General features: G+C 71.6%; 15 protein-coding genes, 1 tRNA gene and 2 pseudogenes. 10 read left to right on the top strand and 8 right to left on the bottom strand.

Annotated features, from left to right (window positions below):
* The first annotated feature begins 49 nt into the window (after positions 1 to 49).
* The 4 genes from efeB to IPT68_RS18045 all read left to right on the top strand — a co-directional run bounded on the left by efeB (position 50) and on the right by IPT68_RS18045 (position 5022).
* Positions 50 to 1300, top strand: a complete 1251-nt coding sequence (efeB, locus tag IPT68_RS18030; RefSeq protein ID WP_189696047.1) for an iron uptake transporter deferrochelatase/peroxidase subunit — start codon at positions 50 to 52, stop codon at positions 1298 to 1300.
* 154 nt (positions 1301 to 1454) lie between these two features.
* The gene (gene pheA, locus IPT68_RS18035) at positions 1455 to 2387 is read left to right on the top strand and encodes a prephenate dehydratase (protein ID WP_189696046.1); all 933 of its coding nucleotides are present in this window, start codon (positions 1455 to 1457) and stop codon (positions 2385 to 2387) included.
* A 542-nt stretch (positions 2388 to 2929) separates the two neighbouring features.
* Entirely contained in the window at positions 2930 to 4207 is a 1278-nt protein-coding gene (gene serS, locus IPT68_RS18040) for a serine--tRNA ligase (protein ID WP_189696045.1), read from the top strand.
* Positions 4204 to 5022 carry an HAD family hydrolase gene (locus tag IPT68_RS18045; RefSeq protein WP_189696044.1) on the top strand — a complete coding sequence of 273 codons (819 nt, stop codon included), beginning with the start codon at positions 4204 to 4206 and terminating at the stop codon, positions 5020 to 5022. The genes serS and IPT68_RS18045 overlap by 4 nt, the downstream gene beginning before the upstream one ends.
* Positions 5023 to 5101: 79 nt before the next feature.
* On the opposite strand, the gene IPT68_RS18050 is transcribed toward IPT68_RS18045, so the two are convergent.
* From IPT68_RS18050 to IPT68_RS18075, 6 genes are all read right to left on the bottom strand, one after another.
* Positions 5102 to 5192: transfer RNA gene (locus IPT68_RS18050), tRNA-Ser, on the bottom strand.
* 270 nt (positions 5193 to 5462) lie between these two features.
* On the bottom strand, positions 5463 to 5705 hold the full coding sequence (locus IPT68_RS18055) for an SGM_3592 family protein (RefSeq protein ID WP_189696043.1): 243 nt from the start codon (positions 5703 to 5705) through the stop codon (positions 5463 to 5465).
* A gap of 98 nt (positions 5706 to 5803) precedes the next feature.
* Complete coding sequence (locus IPT68_RS18060) at positions 5804 to 6523, bottom strand: ABC transporter permease subunit (protein ID WP_189696042.1); 720 nt, start codon at positions 6521 to 6523, stop codon at positions 5804 to 5806.
* A gap of 10 nt (positions 6524 to 6533) precedes the next feature.
* Positions 6534 to 7445: an ABC transporter ATP-binding protein gene (locus IPT68_RS18065; protein ID WP_189696041.1), complete on the bottom strand. Its 912-nt coding sequence runs from the start codon at positions 7443 to 7445 to the stop codon at positions 6534 to 6536.
* Positions 7442 to 8350, bottom strand: coding sequence for an ABC transporter permease (locus tag IPT68_RS18070; protein WP_189696040.1), 909 nt, complete (start codon positions 8348 to 8350; stop codon positions 7442 to 7444). The genes IPT68_RS18065 and IPT68_RS18070 overlap by 4 nt, the downstream gene beginning before the upstream one ends.
* Positions 8340 to 9365 carry an ABC transporter ATP-binding protein gene (locus IPT68_RS18075; RefSeq protein ID WP_228040571.1) on the bottom strand — a complete coding sequence of 342 codons (1026 nt, stop codon included), beginning with the start codon at positions 9363 to 9365 and terminating at the stop codon, positions 8340 to 8342. Before IPT68_RS18075 ends, IPT68_RS18070 begins: the two co-directional genes overlap by 11 nt.
* 263 nt (positions 9366 to 9628) lie before the next feature.
* Between IPT68_RS18075 and IPT68_RS18080 the strand changes: the two are divergent.
* From IPT68_RS18080 to IPT68_RS18105, 6 genes and pseudogenes are all read left to right on the top strand, one after another.
* Positions 9629 to 9955 (top strand): annotated as a pseudogene (locus tag IPT68_RS18080) (M24 family metallopeptidase); the annotation flags it as partial.
* 74 nt (positions 9956 to 10029) lie between these two features.
* The gene (locus IPT68_RS18085) at positions 10030 to 11787 is read left to right on the top strand and encodes an SDR family oxidoreductase (protein WP_189696038.1); all 1758 of its coding nucleotides are present in this window, start codon (positions 10030 to 10032) and stop codon (positions 11785 to 11787) included.
* 13 nt (positions 11788 to 11800) lie between these two features.
* Complete coding sequence (locus IPT68_RS18090) at positions 11801 to 12745, top strand: MerR family transcriptional regulator (RefSeq protein WP_189696037.1); 945 nt, start codon at positions 11801 to 11803, stop codon at positions 12743 to 12745.
* A gap of 114 nt (positions 12746 to 12859) precedes the next feature.
* Positions 12860 to 13408, top strand: coding sequence for an RNA 2'-phosphotransferase (locus tag IPT68_RS18095; protein ID WP_189696036.1), 549 nt, complete (start codon positions 12860 to 12862; stop codon positions 13406 to 13408).
* 60 nt (positions 13409 to 13468) lie between these two features.
* The gene (locus tag IPT68_RS18100; RefSeq protein WP_189696035.1) at positions 13469 to 14371 is read left to right on the top strand and encodes an LLM class flavin-dependent oxidoreductase; all 903 of its coding nucleotides are present in this window, start codon (positions 13469 to 13471) and stop codon (positions 14369 to 14371) included.
* A gap of 98 nt (positions 14372 to 14469) precedes the next feature.
* Complete coding sequence (locus IPT68_RS18105; RefSeq protein WP_189696034.1) at positions 14470 to 15396, top strand: HAD-IIB family hydrolase; 927 nt, start codon at positions 14470 to 14472, stop codon at positions 15394 to 15396.
* A gap of 93 nt (positions 15397 to 15489) precedes the next feature.
* Here the strand turns inward: IPT68_RS18105 and IPT68_RS18110 are convergent, their stop codons facing one another.
* Positions 15490 to 16548: a M23 family metallopeptidase gene (locus IPT68_RS18110; RefSeq protein ID WP_189696033.1), complete on the bottom strand. Its 1059-nt coding sequence runs from the start codon at positions 16546 to 16548 to the stop codon at positions 15490 to 15492.
* A 133-nt stretch (positions 16549 to 16681) separates the two neighbouring features.
* A pseudogene (locus tag IPT68_RS18115) lies at positions 16682 to 18369 on the bottom strand (GAF domain-containing sensor histidine kinase).
* Between the last annotated feature and the right edge of the window lie 35 nt (positions 18370 to 18404).

Genomic DNA, 18404 nt, shown 5'->3' on the forward strand with positions numbered 1-18404 from the left:
CCAGTCCCCCGCAGGTACGCGTACCGCCGAGACACCCGGTACGCCTCCCATGAGAACTGTTCCGGCGGACCGGCTCCGCGGGGAGGGCATATCGCGGCGGACGCTCCTCGGTACCGCCGGCGCGACCGGGCTGGTGCTCGGCGCGGCGGGCGGCGCCGTCGGATACGCCGCCGCGCCCGCGCAGGAGACGCCGCTCACCTCGCTGGGCGACGCCCAGGTAATGTTTCACGGGAAACATCAGCCCGGGATCACCACGCCGATGCAGGCGCGGGGCCATCTCGTCGCCTTCGACCTCGCCGCCGGCGCGGGCCGCAAGGAGGCGGCGGCACTGCTGCGCCGCTGGTCGGAGACGGCCCGGCGGCTGATGGCGGGTGAGCCCGCGAGGGACGGCGACACGGATGTGGCGCGGGACGCCGGGCCGTCGTCGCTGACGATCACCTTCGGCTTCGGGCACGGCTTCTTCGCCCGGACGGGTCTGGAGAAGCAGCGCCCGGTCGCCCTCGATCCGCTGCCCGCCTTCTCCTCCGACCAGCTGGACAAGGCGCGCAGCGACGGCGACCTGTGGGTGCAGATCGGCGCGAACGACGCCCTGGTCGCCTTCCACGCCCTGCGCGCGATCCAGAAGGAGACGGGCGGCGCGGCCCGTGTCCGCTGGCAGATGAACGGCTTCAACCGGTCGCCGGGCGCCACGTCCCACCCCATGACGGCGCGCAACCTCATGGGCCAGGTCGACGGCACGCGGAATCCGAAGCCGACGGAGGCGGACTTCGACCGGCGGATCTTCGTTCCGGACTCCGGCGCGGCCGACCCGGCCTGGATGGCGGGCGGCTCCTACGTCGTCGTACGCCGCATCCGCATGCTCCTCGACGACTGGGAGCAGCTGTCGCTCAAGGACCAGGAGGACGTCATCGGGCGGCGCAAGTCCGACGGGGCGCCCCTGTCGGGCGGGTCCGAGACGACCGAGATGGACCTGGAGAAGACGGACGCCGAGGGGAACCTGGTGGTCCCGATCAACGCGCACGCCCGGATCAGCCGGCCCGACCAGAACGGGGGCGCGGCGATGCTGCGGCGCCCGTTCTCGTACCACGACGGCTTCGACGGGGACGGGGTGCCGGACGCGGGTCTGCTGTTCGTCTGCTGGCAGGCGGACCCGCTGCGGGGGTTCGTGACCGTGCAGCGGAAGCTGGACCGCGGGGACGCGCTGTCGCGGTTCATCCGGCATGAGGCGAGCGGGTTGTTCGCCGTGCCGGGTGGGGCGGCGGAGGGCGAGTACGTGGGGCAGGCGTTGCTGGAGGGGTGACTGGTGCACAGGTGCCCCGCACGACCACCTCACCCACCACAGGGACCGGCGCCCTCTGTCCCGATCACTCCTGGGAGGGGGCGCGTTCACTCACGGGAGGGGGCTCTCGTGAGACGCATGAGCCGGGTGCGCGGGAGCCCATTAGGGTGAGGACATGCCAGCGAGCTATGCGTATCTCGGTCCCGAGGGCACCTTCACCGAAGTCGCTCTGCGAACGCTGCCGGAGGCGGCGACCCGCGAACTCGTCCCGTACGTGTCCGTGCAGTCCGCGCTGGACGCGGTGCGCACGGGTGAGGCGGAGGCCGCGTTCGTGCCGATCGAGAACTCCGTCGAGGGCGGGATCACCACGACCCTCGACGAGCTGGTCGCGGGCAAGCCGCTGATGATCTACCGCGAGGTGCTGCTGTCGATCGCCTTCGCGCTGCTGGTCCGGCCCGGCACCGAACTGTCGGACATCAAGACGGTCTCCGCGCATCCGGCGGCCCAGCCGCAGGTGCGCAACTGGCTGAGGAAGAACCTCCCGGACGCGCTGTGGGAGTCCGCCGCCTCGAACGCCGATGCCGCGCGCCTGGTCCAGGAGGGCCGGTACGACGCCGCCTTCGCGGGCGAGTTCGCGGCCTCCCGGTACGGCCTGACCGCCCTGGAGACCGGCATCCACGACGCGGAGAACGCGCAGACCCGGTTCGTGCTGGTCGGCCGGCCCGCCCGGCCCGCCGCGCCGACCGGGGCGGACAAGACGTCCGTCGTGCTGTGGCAGCGTGACGACCACCCCGGCGGCCTGCGCGACCTGCTCGGCGAGTTCGCCACCCGGGGCATCAACCTGATGCTGCTCCAGTCCCGCCCGACCGGCGCCGGCATCGGCAACTACTGCTTCTGCATCGACGCCGAGGGGCACATCTCCGACCGCCGGGTCGCCGAGGCCCTGACAGGGCTCAAGCGGATCTGCCTCCAGGTGCGCTTCCTCGGCTCCTACCCGCGCGCCGACATCGAGCCTGGGGACGTGCGGCCCCCGCGGCCCGGCACGTCGGACGACGAGTTCGCGGCGGCGGCCGACTGGGTGGCCCGGTGCCAGGACGGTCGGTTCTAGCCCGTCGACCGCCGGTCCTACCTGTATATTTTCGTTATCCACAGGTGTTATCCACAGGTCCGCTTCTCGACCTGGGGACAAGTCGACAGTGGACCATGACCCTGTCGACAAATCGCCGCAGAAGGCATCGCGGCGTCCACCGGTGCGCAGGTCGCCCTTCGTCCACTCTTTTCCTTGAGGCAACTCTTCGGAGCGATGCATCTCCACTCGAAAGTGGGCGTAGGGGGAGGTTTCCCCTGGCAATCCAAAGATCCATCGGCACCCTCCGGATTGATCAATTCCGAATCCACAGATCTTCCCCACACCCTGTGGATAACCTTCCCGAGGGCACGGATCCCTGTGGACAACCGAAACCTCAAGTCCCGTTTCCCGCAAGGAAATCCAGTCAACCGGTCACGTCCCGACTGCCTCGATCAAGGGACATGGAAGATCGTTATTGACGGGGATGCGCGACAGCCGGCAATTCCCGCGCGACGCAACGTGAGCCGCAGCACGGAATAGTGAGTCGTGGAGCCTCACGCCGCACCGGTAGCCTTGAGCGCGTGATTGACCTTCGCCTGCTCCGTGAGGACCCCGACCGTGTGCGCGCCTCCCAGCGCGCCCGTGGAGAGGACGTCGCGCTCGTCGACGCTCTCCTGTCCGCCGACGAACGGCGCAGGTCGTCCGGCGTCCGTTTCGACGAGCTGCGCAACGAGCAGAAGGGCCTCGGCAAACTCATCGGCAAGGCCTCCGGCGACGAGAAGGCCGAGTTGCTGAAGCGGGCGAGCCAGCTCGCCGCCGACGTCAAGGCCGCCGACGCGGAGCGCGACGCGGCCGACGCCGAGACCCAGGAACTGCTCCTCAAGCTCGGCAACCTCGTCCACCCGGACGTGCCCGTGGGCGGCGAGGAGGACTTCGTCACCCTGGAGACGCACGGCACGATCCGCGACTTCGGCGCCGAGGGCTTCGAGCCCAAGGACCACCTGGAACTGGGCCAGATCCTCGGCGCGATCGACGTCGAGCGCGGCGCGAAGGTCTCCGGCTCGCGCTTCTACTTCCTCACCGGGGTCGGCGCGCTGCTGGAACTCGCACTGGTGAACGCCGCGATGGCGCAGGCCACGGCGGCTGGCTTCACCCCGATGCTCACCCCGGCGCTGGTCCGCCCGCAGTCGATGGCCGGCACCGGCTTCCTCGGCCAGGCCGCCCAGGACGTGTACCACCTCGCCGACGACGACCTGTACCTGGTCGGCACGTCGGAGGTCGCGCTCGCCGCGTACCACATGGACGAGATCCTCGACGCCGAGCGGCTCCCGCTGCGCTACGCGGGCTTCTCGCCCTGCTTCCGCCGCGAGGCCGGCTCCCACGGCAAGGACACGCGGGGCATCTTCCGCGTGCACCAGTTCGACAAGGTCGAGATGTTCTCGTACGTCGCTCCCGAGGACTCGCAGGCCGAACATCAGCGCCTGCTGGAGTGGGAGAAGCAGTGGCTGAACTCGCTGGAGCTGCCGTTCCGCGTGATCGACGTGGCCTCGGGTGACCTCGGCTCCTCGGCCGCACGCAAGTTCGACTGCGAGGCGTGGATCCCGACGCAGGGCAAGTACCGCGAGCTGACGTCGACCTCGGACTGCACCGAGTTCCAGTCCCGCCGCCTGTCGATCCGCGTGCGCGAGGACAAGAAGGTGCGTCCGCTGGCGACGCTCAACGGCACCCTGTGCGCCGTGCCGCGCACGATCGTCGCGATCCTCGAGAACCACCAGCAGGCCGACGGCTCCGTGCGCGTGCCCGAGGTGCTGCGTCCGTACCTCGGCGGCCGGGAGGTCCTGGAGCCGGTGGCCAAGTGAGCGACACGGCAGGCACCGCCGGGTTCCCGTACCAGCTGATCGCGACCGACCTCGACGGCACGCTGCTGCGCTCCGACGAGTCGGTCTCGCGGCGCACCCGTGAGGCGCTCGCCGCGGCCACCGCGGCGGGCGCCGCGCACATCGTCGTCACCGGGCGCGCGGTGCCGTGGACCCGGCACATCCTCGACGACCTCGGCTACGCCGGCCTCGCCGTCTGCGGCCAGGGCGCACAGGTCTACGACGCCGGTGAGCACCGGCTGCTGACGTCGGTGACCCTGGACCGGCAGCTGGCGGGGGTCGCCCTCGCCAAGATCGAGGCGGAGGTCGGTCTGCTGCACCTGGCGGCGAGCCGTGCCGGCCTGGAGGGTGAGGTGCTGGTCGGGCCGGGCTACGCGCTCCAGGGCGGCCTGCCCGCGACCCCCCTCACGGAGGCCGCCGACCTCTGGTCGGCGCCGCTGAACAAGATCTACATCCAGCATCCGACCCTGACCGACGACGAGCTCGCCGAGGCGGCCCAGCGCACCGCGGGCGGTTTCGTCACCGTCACCATGGCGGGCCAGGGCATCGTCGAGCTCCTCCCGCTCGGCCTGTCCAAGGCGACGGGCCTGTCGCTGGCGGCCCGGCGCCTGGGGATGAAGGCCGCGGACACCATCGCCTTCGGCGACATGCCCAACGACATACCGATGTTCGCCTGGGCGGCCCGGGGCGTGGCGATGGCCAACGCCCACGAGGAACTGCGGGCGGTGGCCGACGAAGTGACCGCGTCCAACGAGGAGGACGGGATCGCGATGGTGCTGGAGCGTCTGCTGGGTTGAGGTCGTCGGTGAACCGCGGGCCGCATGTGGCCGGTCGCGCAGTTCCCCGCGCCCCTTGGGTCGGTCCGGTGACCGCGTCTGGCGGAGGATGCACGGATCGAACGTGCGCGGGCTTTCCAGGCCCGACCATGGCTTAGCAAGCCAGTGCCTTACCACTCGGCCAATCCTCCGGGTGGGCGGCCCACGCGAGAGCGACATCGCGTGCTCGAAGCGGCCGCCCCGGGCAGCTCCCCGTGGGGGGCGGGCTCTACGGAGCGGTAGCGGCTACTCCGGAGTCCGCCTCGGGCTGCCCTGACGGGAGCTGGACGTACTGCCGTGCATGGACATCGTCCGGCTCCTCTCCCCGTGCGTGGCGCCGGCCAGGTCCGGCGTCGTGGACACAACCAGCATGCCTGTACGCCGAGTTGGGCGCCACCGAATAAAGGACGGCCGGAGTCCCGCTACCGCCTTCGCCACCTGCGCCGACGGACCTTGCTGAAGAACCAGCCCGCCGGCGGCTCGTCGGAACGCCACGGCTGCGGCTCGGGCTTCTCGCGGCGCCAGCGGGCGCCCAGCATGCGGGCGCGCGCCGACGGTTCCGACGTGCCGGCCGCGCGGACGAAGTCGTCGTCCAGGACCAGGTCGTCCCAGGCGTCGTCCCCCGACGGTCCGCGATCCTCGTGCTGCGACGTCCCGTCGGCCATCCCCGTCCTCCCGTTCGTGCGGTGCTCCCCTCCGCCCAGTGTGCTCGGACGGAGGTCAAGCCGTCGTCAGGTCCGGGCCCCGTCGGGGGCCCGGTCCCTCACTCCTCGCCGGCGAGCGTCAGCGACCGCAGCTTCTGCCCGGCGTACCAGGTGGCGAGCACGGTCACCGCGACCAGCAGCACCGTCGCCGTCGGCAGCCCGACGTCGGAGGTCACCAGCTCACCGTTGCCGACCTTGTGGGCCACGGCCAGCGACCACTGCTGGACGCTGAGCGTGCGCGCCCCGGCCACCAGGGAGCCGAACAGGGCCTCCCAGACCAGCGCGTACACCAGACCGAACACCACCGCGTGCCGGGACACCGTGCCGAGCAGCAGGAACAGCGCGGCGTAAGCGATGGAGGCGACCAGCGCGGCCACCGTGTACGCGACGGCGATCTGCTGGCTGTTGCCGTTCAGGATGAACCCGGCGACGAGGGTGGGCACCGCCGAGAACACCATGGTCACCGCGATCGCCACGATCAGCTTGGTGAAGATGATCGTCGGCCGCTTGACCGGCTTGGACAGCAGGTACACCACCGAGCCGTCGTCGATCTCCGGGCCGATCGCGCCCGTGCCCGCGATGACTCCGATGATCGGCACCATGGTGGCGAGCGCGAGTCCGCCGAGCAGGTCGGATGCGGTCTGGTCGTCGGCGCCGGTGAGGGCGCGCACGACCACGGAGATCACGATCAGCAGCAGGGGCAGCGCGCCGAGGATGAGGGCCCGGCGCCGGCCGAGCAGGGCCCGGTAGGTGAGCCGGGCGACTGTGGGGTCGTACATCTTCGGCCTCCTACGCCGTGACCAGGTACGAGAACACGGACTCGAGGGACTCGTCGGACGGCGAGACCGTCAGCAGACGGATGCCGTGGTCCCGGGCCACCCGCGGCAGCAGGGCGGTGAAACGGCCGAAGTCGACGGCCTGGATGCGCAACGCGCCCTCGGTCAGGTCCACTTCGATGCCGGCCGTCGACGGGTCGGCGATCAGCGCGGCCGCGAGGGCGCGGTCGTCGCTGGAACGCACCAGGTAGCGGTGCGGCCGGTCGGTCATCAGGCGGCGGATCTTGCGGAAGTCGCCGCTGGCGGCGTGCCGGCCGGCGACCACGACCTCGATGTGCCAGGCGAGTTGCTCGACCTCCTCGAGGATGTGCGAGGAGAACAGCACCGTGCGGCCCTCGTCGCCCATCCGCCGCAGCAGGTCCATCAGCTGCATGCGCTGGCGCGGGTCCATGCCGTTGAAGGGTTCGTCCAGCAGGAGCAGCGACGGGTCGTGGACCAGCGCGGACGCCATCTTCACGCGCTGCCGCATGCCCTTGGAGTACGTGGAGATCTTGCGGTCCTGCGCGTACTCCATCTCGACCGTCGCCAGAGCCCGCTGCGCGGCCTTGGCACCGAGGCCGTGCAACTCGGCGTTGGCGACCACGAACTCGCGTCCCGTGAGGAAGTCGTACATCGCCTCCCGCTCGGGGACGATGCCGATGTGCCGGTAGATCTGCTCGTTGCGCCACACCTGCTGCCCGTCGAGGGTGACGGTGCCGGTGGAGGGGGCCAGGAAGCCGCCCATCATGTTGATCAGGGTGGACTTCCCGGCGCCGTTGGGGCCGAGCAGGCCGGTGACGCCCGGGCCGATGGTCATGGTGATGTCGTTGACGGCGACCACGTTGCCGAACCAGCGGGAGACGTGGTCGAGGGAGAGCGTGGTCACAGGCCCACCTTCTTGTAGCGGCGCATCAGCAGGCCGTAGCTCGCGGCGACGAGGCCCAGCGCGACGACGACGTAGACGACGCCCTCGCCCTTCGTGGGGCCGATCCCGCCGGGGAACGCGGACTGCGCCCCCAGGAAGGCGGACTGCACTCCGTCGATGAGGGTGATGGGCGAGAACAGGCCGATCCACGCGATGGAGTCGGAGGTGCCCTGCGCGTCCGCGATGGCCTGGAGGGTGGACACCGCGCCGTAGGAGATGGTCAGCACCGCGATCACGGCGGCGATGCCGAAGCCGCGGCGCGGCGTGACCGACGCGATGACCAGGCCGATGCCGGCGAAGAGCAGTGAGAGCAGTGTCACGGAGACCAGTCCCTGCGCGAATCCCTTGGTCTGGTCGGCGAAGTCGAGCTTGGCCAGCAGTGCGCCCGCGTAGAGGACGAGCAGGGGCGCGGCGGTGAGGATGAACAGCGCCGAGGCCAGCGCCGCGTACTTGGCACGGACGTAGTCCGCGGTCTCGATGGGCCGCGAGAAGTACAGCGGCACCGTCTTGAAGCGCAGGTCGCGAGAGACCGACTGGGGTGCCTGCGAGGCGACGTACAGGCTGATCACGGCCTGCATGATGATCGCGTAGCGCGTGTAGTCGACGGGCAGGTCGTTCGCCTTGGTGGCGACCGCGACGGCGACCATGATGGCCGCGGGCACGCACATCACCACGAGCAGCAGCATCGGCAGCACCTTGGACTTCACCGAGCGGCCGAGGCCGTAGGCACCGCGCAGGGACTGCGAGTAGAGGGACCGGCGGGCGTAGGCGCGGCCCAGGCGCGGGCCGTCGTACGTGCGGTAGCCGATGTTGTGGATGCGGGTCTGGTCACCCGGCGCCGTGGGTACGGGCTGCTCAACCGCCATGGCGGACCGCCTCCTTCCGCTGCTCGTCGGGGCCGGTGCCGGTGCCGTTGGGGCCGGTTCCGGTGCTGTTGCTGCCGGCTTCGGTACCGGTCTCGGTCGTGAAGACCTCCGAGATGTGGTGTCGGCGCTGCTCCATGCGCACCAGGCCGAGGCCCAGGTCGGCGACCGTGTCCCGGACCAGGTCGTAGGTCTCCTCGCCCTGCGCGGTGAGCAGCAGGACGTGCCCGGCGCCGGGCAGTCCGCTGCCGGCGGCGACGGTCACCCCGCGCGCGTGGAGCGCGTCGCGCACCGCGCGGGTGCCGTCCGGGTGCTCGTCGGAGTCGGTCACCTCGATGGCGAGGGTCGTCGTGGTCTGCGTGAAGTCGGTGGTGGAGCTGGAGCGCAGGAGCTTGCCGCCGTCGACCACGACCACGTGGTCGCAGGTGCGCTCCAGCTCGCCCAGCAGGTGGGAGGTGACCAGCACGGAGATGCCGAAGTCGGTCCAGACGCGGCGGATCAGGCCGAGCATCTCGTCCCGGCCGACGGGGTCGAGGCCGTTGGTCGGCTCGTCCAGGAAGACCAGCTGCGGGTCGTGGACGAGGGCCTGTGCCAGCTTGACGCGCTGCTTCATGCCGGTGGAGTAGCCGCCGATGGGGCGGTAGCGCTCCTCGTACAGGCCGACGTGGCGCAGGGTGTCCGCGGTGCGCTCACGCGCGGCGGCGGGCGGGAGGCCGGACATGCGCGCCATGTGGACGACGAACTCGGTGGCCGAGACGTCGGGCGGCAGACAGTCGTGCTCCGGCATGTACCCGACGCGCTCGCGGATGGCGGCGCCCTTGGTGGCGACATCGAGTCCGAGCACTTCGGCGCGGCCCTCGGTGGCGGGGGACAGACCCAGCAGGATCTTGATCAGTGTGGACTTGCCGGCTCCATTGGCTCCGACGAGTCCGGTCACACCGGGCCCGACGTCCACGGAGAGCCGGTCAAGCGCGGTCACCCGGGGGAACCGCTTGCTCAGGCTTTCGGTCGCGATCACAGTCACGACTCAGACGGTAGTGATCCGCGCCACGCCGGTCGTCAGACCGCAGAGCCGTATTCGAGTCACCCTCGAGTAGTACGGGACCCTGAGGGTCCCCCTGAGGTCGAACGGCGCGCCTCCCGTTCGTCCCCGTCCGCGCGGTTGTCCACAGGCCCGGTTGTCCACAGGCCAGCACACGCCTGTTGACGCAGCCTCCAACAACTGTCACATTCACCGATGTCACATGACGAGCACGTACCGCAACCGGTGGACGGGGTGCCATGGCGACGGCAGTGACCAGTGAACGCTCGGTGCAGCTGCGCGGGTTCCGCACGGTGCAGCGCCTCGCCTGCGCGTGCGGGGAGGCCGTGGCAGCCCGGTTCAAGCCGGGTGTGACGGAGCGTGAGGCGGCGCGGATGCGGCGCCAGTGGCTGGGTGAGCGGGGCGTGGGGGACAGGTTCCATCTGCCGTTCGCCTGGTTCGGCGACCGCGCCGCGGACATCGGCTGCTCGGGCTCGCTCGGCGTCAACCCCGTGCGGAACATGCTGATGGCCGACCTGAGGGCACACCGTGGGCTGATCCTGCGCGAGGTGCGCGAGCGCCGATCGTCGCTGCGGCCGTTCGGGTGCGGCACGCAGTCCCTGAAGGGCCGTGGGGGACCGCGGCGCCCGGCGGAGGAGAGGTGACCATGTTGGCGGACGCGCGGGAGCGCCGGGTGCGCACGGGCGGGGTCGAGCTCTGCGTGGCCGAGCTGGGGGATCCGAAGCAGCCCACGGTCGTCCTCGTGCACGGCTACCCGGACAGCAAGGAGGTGTGGTCCGAGGTCGCGGTCCGCCTCGCCGAACACTTCCACGTCGTGCTGTACGACGTCCGGGGCCACGGCCGCTCGACGGCGCCGCGGCCGCTGCGCGGCGGGTTCACGCTGGAGAAACTGACGGACGACTTCCTGGCCGTCGCGGACGCGGTGAGCCCGGACCGCCCGGTGCACCTGGTCGGGCACGACTGGGGTTCGGTGCAGTCCTGGGAGTTCGTCACCGTCCCTCGCACCGAGGGCCGGATCGCGTCGTTCACCTCGATGTCGGGACCGTCCCTGGACCACTTCGGCCACTGGATCAGGCGGCGGCTCAGGCGCCCCACCCCGCGCCGCATCGGCCAGCTCCTCGGCCAGGGCGCCAAGTCCTGGTACGTGTACCTGCTGCACACGCCCGCCCTGCCCGAACTGGTCTGGCGGGGCCCGCTCGGCGCCCACTGGCCGCGCATCCTGGAGCGCGTCGAGAAGATCCCGTCCGACACCTACCCGACCTCGTCGCTGCCCGCCGACGCGGCGCACGGGGCGTGGCTGTACCGGGACAACGTCCGGCGCCGGCTGCGCAGGCCACGCCCGGACGCGTACGCACACACGCCCGTGCAGCTCATCACACCCCTGGGCGACGCGTTCCTGTCCGAGCGGCTGTACGACGACCTGGAGCGATGGGCTCCGCAACTGACCCGGCGCACGCTGCCCGCCAGGCACTGGATCCCGCGCTCTCGTCCGGACCAGCTGGCCGCCTGGATCGAGGAGTTCGTGCTCGCCAACGAGGAAGGCAGGCCGGTGATCGAGGCGCCCGGCCGGTACGCGGACCGTTTCGGCGGACAGCTCGTGCTCGTCACGGGGGCGGGCAGCGGCATCGGAAGGGCCACGGCGTTCGCGTTCGCGGAGGCCGGCGCGCGGGTGATCGCCGTCGACCGGGACGCGGAGGGTGCGTCCCGGACCGCGGAGACGGCCCGCCTGATGGGCGCTCCCGTGGCCTGGGCCGAGGCGGTCGACGTCTCCGACGAACAGGCCATGGTGAAACTCGCGGAAAGAGTCGCGGCCGAGTACGGCGTCGTGGACGTGCTGGTGAACAACGCCGGGATCGGTCTGTCCGGTTCGTTCCTGGACACCACCCCCGAGGACTGGCGCAAGGTCCTCGACGTCAACCTGTGGGGCGTCATCCACGGCTGCCGGCTGTTCGGCCGGCAGATGGCCGAACGCGGGCAGGGCGGCCACATCGTCAACACCGCCTCGGCGGCCGCGTTCCAGCCCTCACGGGCGCTGCCCGCCTACAGCACCTCCAAGGCCGCCGTGCTGATGCTGAGCGAGTGCCTGCGCGCGGAGCTCGCCGGACAGGGCATCGGCGTCACGGCCGTGTGCCCCGGGATCGTCAACACGAACATCACGGCGACGGCACGGTTCGCGGGCGTGGACGCGGCGGAGGAGCAGCGGCGCCGGCAGCGGACCGCACGCCTGTACGGGCTGCGGAACTATCCGCCGGAGAAGGTCGCCGACGCCATCCTGCGAGCGGTCGTGCGCAACGAAGCGGTGGCGCCGGTGACCCCCGAGGCCCGCGGCGCCTATCTGTTGTCGCGGTTCCTGCCGGGCGCGCTGCGCAGGCTCGCCCGGGTGGAACCGCGGTTGTGAGCGGGGCACGGTCATGAGCGGGCCGACCTATCGCATCGAGGACCTGGCGCACCTCACCGGCACGACCGTGCGCACCATCCGCGCGTACCAGGACCGCGGTGTCCTCCCCCGCCCCGAGCGCCGCGGCCGGGCCAACGCCTACACGGACGCGCACGTCCATCGCCTCCGGCAGATCGCCGACCTCCTGGAGCGGGGCTACACGCTGGCCTCGATCAAGGAGTTGCTGGAGGCACACGACACCGGCCGCGGCCTCGGCGGGGTGCTCGGCCTGGTGGCCGAGGTGGACGGACCGTGGACCGACGAGCAGCCCTCCCGGATCACCCGCGCCGAACTGACCGAACGCTTCGGCGGCACTCCCGACGACACGGCGATCGCCCAGGCCGTCGCTCTCGGCGTCCTGGAGCCGGTGCCGGGCGACGATGACCTGTTCGTCGTGCCGAGTCCCCAGGAGCTGGCCGTGGCGGTGGAGCTGCACGCGGCGGGGGTGCCGCTGTCCGCGATCGCCGACCATCTGCGGGAGCTGAGGACTCAGGTCGAGCACATCGCCGTCCGCTTCCTGGAGTTCACCACCGAGCACGTCTTCGCCCGCTACCTGGACGGACCGCGCCGCCCGACGGACGCGGACGCGGCGGAGGCGGCCTCGCTCGTACGACGACTGCGTCCCCTCGCGCGTCAGACGGTGGACGCGGAACTCGCCCGCGCGATGCGTGTGTCGGCATCCCGGCAACTGCGCCGGCACCTCGGCGGGAGCGGAGCGGGCCTGGCGGAGGAGGAGACGCGGCTGGTGCGCATACCGGCGGACACCCTGCGGGCCGTGGAGGAGCTGGTCGGCGCCGAGGAGGCGGGTACGTTCGTCGCGCTCGCCGCCGAACGGGAGGTGCGAGCGCGTGCGTTGGATCGCCTCGCTTCGCATGGGGCGGACCGTCCGAACGACCACCAATCGGGCCAAGGCGGGTGAGTAGTTGTCCACAGTTCCACCCGTACGCCTGTGGATAACTGCCGTTGGTTGTGGATCAAACCTGTGACGCAAAATCAAGTGCGTGATCCAGGTCTCTCCCGGCACGCTGAGGACATGGACGAAAGACGCACCGTGAAGGTGTCGAAGTACCTCTCGAAGCATCTGCGACACCAACCCGAGCGCATCGGACTCACGCTCGACGAGGGCGGCTGGGTCGAGATCGACACGCTGGTGGCGGCGGCGGCCGCGCACGGGTTCCATTTCACCCGCGAGGAACTGGACCACGTGGTTGCCACGAACGACAAGAGGCGCTTCGCGATCGAGGGCACCCGGATCCGCGCCAGTCAGGGCCACAGCATCACGGTCGACCTGGGACTGCCCCCGGCGACCCCGCCGCCGTACCTCTACCACGGCACCGTGGCCGGCGCCCTGGACGCGATCCGCGCCGAAGGGCTCAGGCCCATGAACCGCCACGACGTGCACCTCTCGGCGGACCTGGAGACCGCCACCCGGGTCGGCGCCCGCCGGGGCCGCCCCGTGGTGCTGACGATCGACGCGGGTGCGATGCACCGCGACGGCCATGTGTTCCAGGTCAGCGCGAACGGGGTGTGGCTGACGCGAGCCGTACCGCCGCAGTACGTGCGCTTCGCCGAGCGGCACTGACGTCGCCACGCACGGTCACCGTTTCACGTGAAACGGCGGGTGCCGCTTACGCTCGGATGCATGAGTCTGCGTCTGAGCACTGTGATCCTCCCGTACCGCCGCTGGCACGAGGGCGGCCGATCGGCCTGGCAGCGCGCCGAGCAGCTCGGCTTCCACACCGCGTACACCTACGACCACCTGTCCTGGCGCAGCTTCCGCGACGGCCCCTGGTTCGGTGCCGTACCGACGCTGACCGCCGCGGCGGCCGTCACCGACCGGATGCGACTGGGCACCCTGGTCACCTCGCCGAACTTCCGGCACCCGGTGACGCTCGCGAAGGAACTGATCTCCCTCGACGACATCTCCGGCGGCCGGATCACGCTGGGCATCGGTGCGGGCGGCACCGGCTTCGACGCCACCGCGCTGGGGCAGGAGGCCTGGACCCCGAGGGAGCGTGCGGACCGGTTCGCCGAGTTCGTGCCGCTGCTGGACCGGCTGCTCACCGAGGACACGGTGTCGTACCAGGGCGACTACTACGCGGCGCACGAGGCACGCAACATCCCCGGCTGTGTGCAGCGCCCCCGGCTGCCGTTCGCGGTGGCCGCCACCGGTCCGCGCGGACTGACGCTCGCCGCGCGCCACGGGCAGGCATGGGTCACCACCGGCGATCCCAAGCTGTACGAGGACGGCACCCCCGCACAGTCGGTTCAGGCCATTCGCCGGCAGACCGAGCGGCTCGCGGACGCCTGCGCCGCGAGCGGCCGAGACTTCGCCCGCCTGGACAAGATTCTGCTCACCGGGTTCACCCCGGACCGCGGCCGGCCCCTGGAGTCCCTCGACGCGTTCGTGGACTTCGCGGGGCGGCACCAGGAACTGGGCTTCACGGAGATCGTGATCCACTGGCCCATCCCGGACTCGGACTTCGCCGCGCAGGAGAAGGTCTTCGAGCGGATCGCGATGGAGGCAGCGGCACAGCTGGTGTGAGCCGGCTCCTCCGAAGCGAGCCTGCGAAACGCCGGCGCACCGGTGTGGGCGGCGGCATCCACTCACATGTGCGGACTTCCGCACGCCCGTGCAGGCATATGCGCGAGAATGGCCGGGTGAATCCAGCGACGAGACAGCCAGAGACCCCGGCCTCCCCACAGCGCTCGACCTCGCTCGAGCAGGGAGGTACCCCCATGGTTCCGCCTCGGCTGATCGCCACCGATCTCGACGGCACGTTGCTGCGCGACGACAAGTCGCTGTCCCCGCGGACGATCGCCGCCCTCGCGGCCGCCGAGGAGGCGGGCATCGAGGTCTTCTTCGTCACCGGCCGCCCGGCCCGCTGGATGGACGTCGTCAGCGACCACGTCCACGGTCACGGCCTCGCGATCTGCGGCAACGGTGCCGCCGTGGTCGACCTGCACGGCGGCCCCGGCACCCACCGGTTCGTGAAGGTCCGGGAGCTGGCACGGGAGAACGCGCTGGACGCCGTACGGCTGCTGCGGGACGCGGCGCCCGGCACGGTGTACGCGATCGAGCAGACGTACGGCTTCTACCAGGAGCCGGACTACCCGAAGCTGCACATGGAGATCCCGGACACGCTCGCGCCGGCCGAGCGTCTGCTGGCACCGGACGCGCCCGGGGCGGGCGAACCCGTACTCAAGATCCTCGCCTACCACCCCGAGATCGACCCGGACGCCTTCCTCACCCTGGCCCGACTCGCCATCGGCGAGCGCGCCAACGTCACCCGGTCCAGCCCCAGCGCCCTGCTGGAGATCAGCGGCCCCGGCGTCTCCAAGGCCAGCACGCTCGCCCTGTGCTGCGCCGAGCGCGGCATCTCCCACGAGGAGGTCGTCGCCTTCGGCGACATGCCCAACGACGTGGAGATGCTCACCTGGGCCGGCCAGTCGTACGCCATGGGCAACGCCCACCCGGAGGTGATCGCCGCGGCGTCCGGCCGGACGATCGCCAACAACGACGACGGGGTGGCAGTCGTGATCGAGCGGATGCTGGCGGAGCGCCTCTGACGGTCCACGGGGAGTGCAGGTCCGCCCGCGTGTCGTCATCCGTACTCGGCGGTCGGGAACAGCCCGCACGTCGCCGCGGCCGGGCTGTCGGCGTCAGAGGCGCACTCCTCGTGCCGCCAGCCACGGCACCGGGTCCACGCCCGATCCCAGTTCCGGGGTGACCCGTACCTCGAAGTGCAGGTGCGGGCCGGTCGAGTTGCCGGTCGTGCCCGACTGACCGATCCACTGCCCCGGCACCAAGCGCTCCCCCTGGTCGACGGCGACCGAGGCGAGGTGCGCGTACTGCGTGTAGTAGCCGCCGGGGTGGGCGACCACGATCTGGATGCCGAAGGCGCCGCCGCAGGACACCCTCACGACCCGGCCGCCGCCGACCGACCGCACGGGCGTGCCGATCGGCACCGCGAAGTCCTGCCCGGTGTGCCGGTTCGCCCACCTGGCCCCACCGCTGCCGAACGGCGCGGACAACTCGTACTCCCGCACCGGCGCGACCCACGCGCGCCTGACCGACTTGTGCGGCTGGTCGAGCCGGACGGCGCCCCGGCAGGTGCCCGACGCGGTGGAGGAGTCGGCCTGCACCTGCAATCTCCGGCGGGCCTCCTCCAGCTTCGCCTCGATGTCCGCCTTCAGCGCCACGAGCTCGACGTTCCGCTGCTCCAGCGCCCGCCACCGCGCCGCGGCCTTCACCTCGTCGGCCGCGAGCCTGGCCTCCGCGCTCCGGCTTCGTCTGATCGCGTCGGTGACGGCGAGGTCCGCCCGCGACACCGCGTGCTGCCTGCGCAGCAGTTCCTCGGGGTGGTCCGTGAGGAGCATGCGCGCGGTGAGAGGGACGTCGCCGCCGCTGCGGTACTGGGCGCGAGCGATCCGGCCCAGGTCCTTGTGCAGGACGGCGAGCTGCTTGCGTTCACGGTCGAGGAGTTCGTCCAGCTGCCGGGCGCGCGTCCGCTCGGTCTCGGCCGCGCGCCGCCCCTCCTCGTACTGCCGCGTCGCCACGGCCGCCTCCTCGTACAGCCGCGCCACCTGGGCGCTGACCCCGAGCTCGGCGCCACCCCGGGCCGGGCTCCTCCCAGGTGTCTCGGCGGGGCGGGCCGCGAGCACGGCGAGCGCGCACAGCAGCGCCGGAACGAGCCAACTGGGGCGACAGGATGACGACATGTCAGCGATCCTGTCCCGCACGGACGTCGCCGGTCCTGTCGAAGTCGTACGCATGGGGTAACCGACGCGCACGGATGGAGCAGCGCTACGGCCGAACAGGGTGCACCTGCCGCCCGGGGTGACGAGCCGTCGGTCAGAACGGCACCTGCCACACCACCGTCGTGCCGCCGCCGTCCTCCCCGATGCCCGGCCCGTGCCGGCTGTCGCCGCCGAGCGACTCGGCGCGGCGCTTGAGGTTCCTCAGCCCGCTGCGCCGCCCGCCCTCGGGGATGCCGACGCCGTCGTCCGCGACGGTCAGGCGTACCGCGCGGCGGCCGTCCGGCAGCTTCGCGGTCGCGTCGACAACGACGTGGATCCGGGAGGCGGCGGCGGGCCGGAAGGCGTTGGAGAGGGTCTCGCGCAGGGCCGCGACGAGATTCTTGCCGGTGAGCTCGTCGACGACGGTGTCCACGGGGCCGACGAAGCGGTGCGAGGGCCTGAAGCCCAGCGGCACGGCCGCCGTGTTGATCTCGCGCAGCACCCGCGTGCGCAGCCCCGGCGGCGCCTCCGACGGGCCGTGGCGGAGCGCGAAGACGGAGCTGCGGATCTCCTGGACGGTGACGTCGAGTGCGTCGACGGCCTTGCCGACGCCTTCGCGCACCTCGGGCACCTGGGACGCGCGCCGCGCGCCGTCCTGTGTCGTCGCGGTGGCGAACAGCCGCTGGATCACCAGGTCGTGCAGATTGCGGGCGATACGGTCGCGGTCCTCGTACACCGCGAGCCGCTCCTGGTCGCGCTGCGCCTCGGCCGTCATCAGGGCCGGCGCCGCCTGCGAGGCGAACTGGACGGCGAGGGTGCGCTCGGTATCGCTGAACGCCCGCTCGCCGCGCGCCCGTGGGGTGACGAGGGCGCCGACCACCCGGCCGTCGCTCTGCAGCGGCAGCAGTATCGTCGGCCCGAAGTCGCGGGCGAGTGCCGTGACCATACGGCTGTCCGCGGCGGCGTCCGCCAGGAACACCGCCCGGCCGTCGAGGAGTTCGGCAACGATCGGGCTGTCCACGGGGAGGACCGAACCGAGGGCGTTCGACGGCCGGTCCGGGGAGACGGCCGCCACCTCCAGGCCGCCCCCGTCGGCGGGCAGCAGCACCAGCCCGGCCGCCGCACCCGACAACCGGCGGGCCTGTTCCGCCACGACCTGCAGCGCGTCGTCCGTGTCACCGCCGGACAGCAGGGCGGTGGTGACGGCGACCGACCCGTCGATCCAGCGCTCACGCTGCTGCGCGGCCTCGTACAACCGGGCGTTGCCGTTCGCGATGCCCGCCTCGGTGGCCGGCACCTGCGCCATGCCGAGATCGTGGTCGCTGAACGGCTCCCCGCCGCACTTCCCGGCGAGGGAGAGGTTGCCGTAGATCTCGCCCCGGACGCGGATGGAACCCCGAGGAAGGTACGCATCGGCGGATGGTGGGCCGGGAAGCCGCAGGAGCGCGGGTTCTCGGTCAGATCGGCGAGCCGGACCGGCTCCGGATCCCGGATGAGCGCGCCGAGCAGTCCCCGATGATGCCCGTCGGGCAGCCGTCCGATGCGTCGGGCGGTCGCGGCGTCGACGCCCCGGAAGACGAAGTCGGCGAGCCCTCCGCCGTCCCGGGCGATCACTCCGATCGCCGGGTACCGCGCGTCCGCGAGCGACGCCGCCGTCTCGCAGATCCGGTCCAGCGTGGAGTGCAGCTCCAGCCCGCTGCCGACGGACCGCATGGCCTCCAGCAACTGCTGCACCCGCTCCGCCGGCCCGCCGGCCGGCCCCGGGGAGGGCGGCACAGGAGCGGACGACGACGCTGCGGACATGCCCCGATCTATGGATCCGGATGTGTTACGGAAAC

The organism is Streptomyces chromofuscus (assembly GCF_015160875.1).
GTDB classification, from domain to species: Bacteria; Actinomycetota; Actinomycetes; order Streptomycetales; family Streptomycetaceae; genus Streptomyces; species Streptomyces chromofuscus.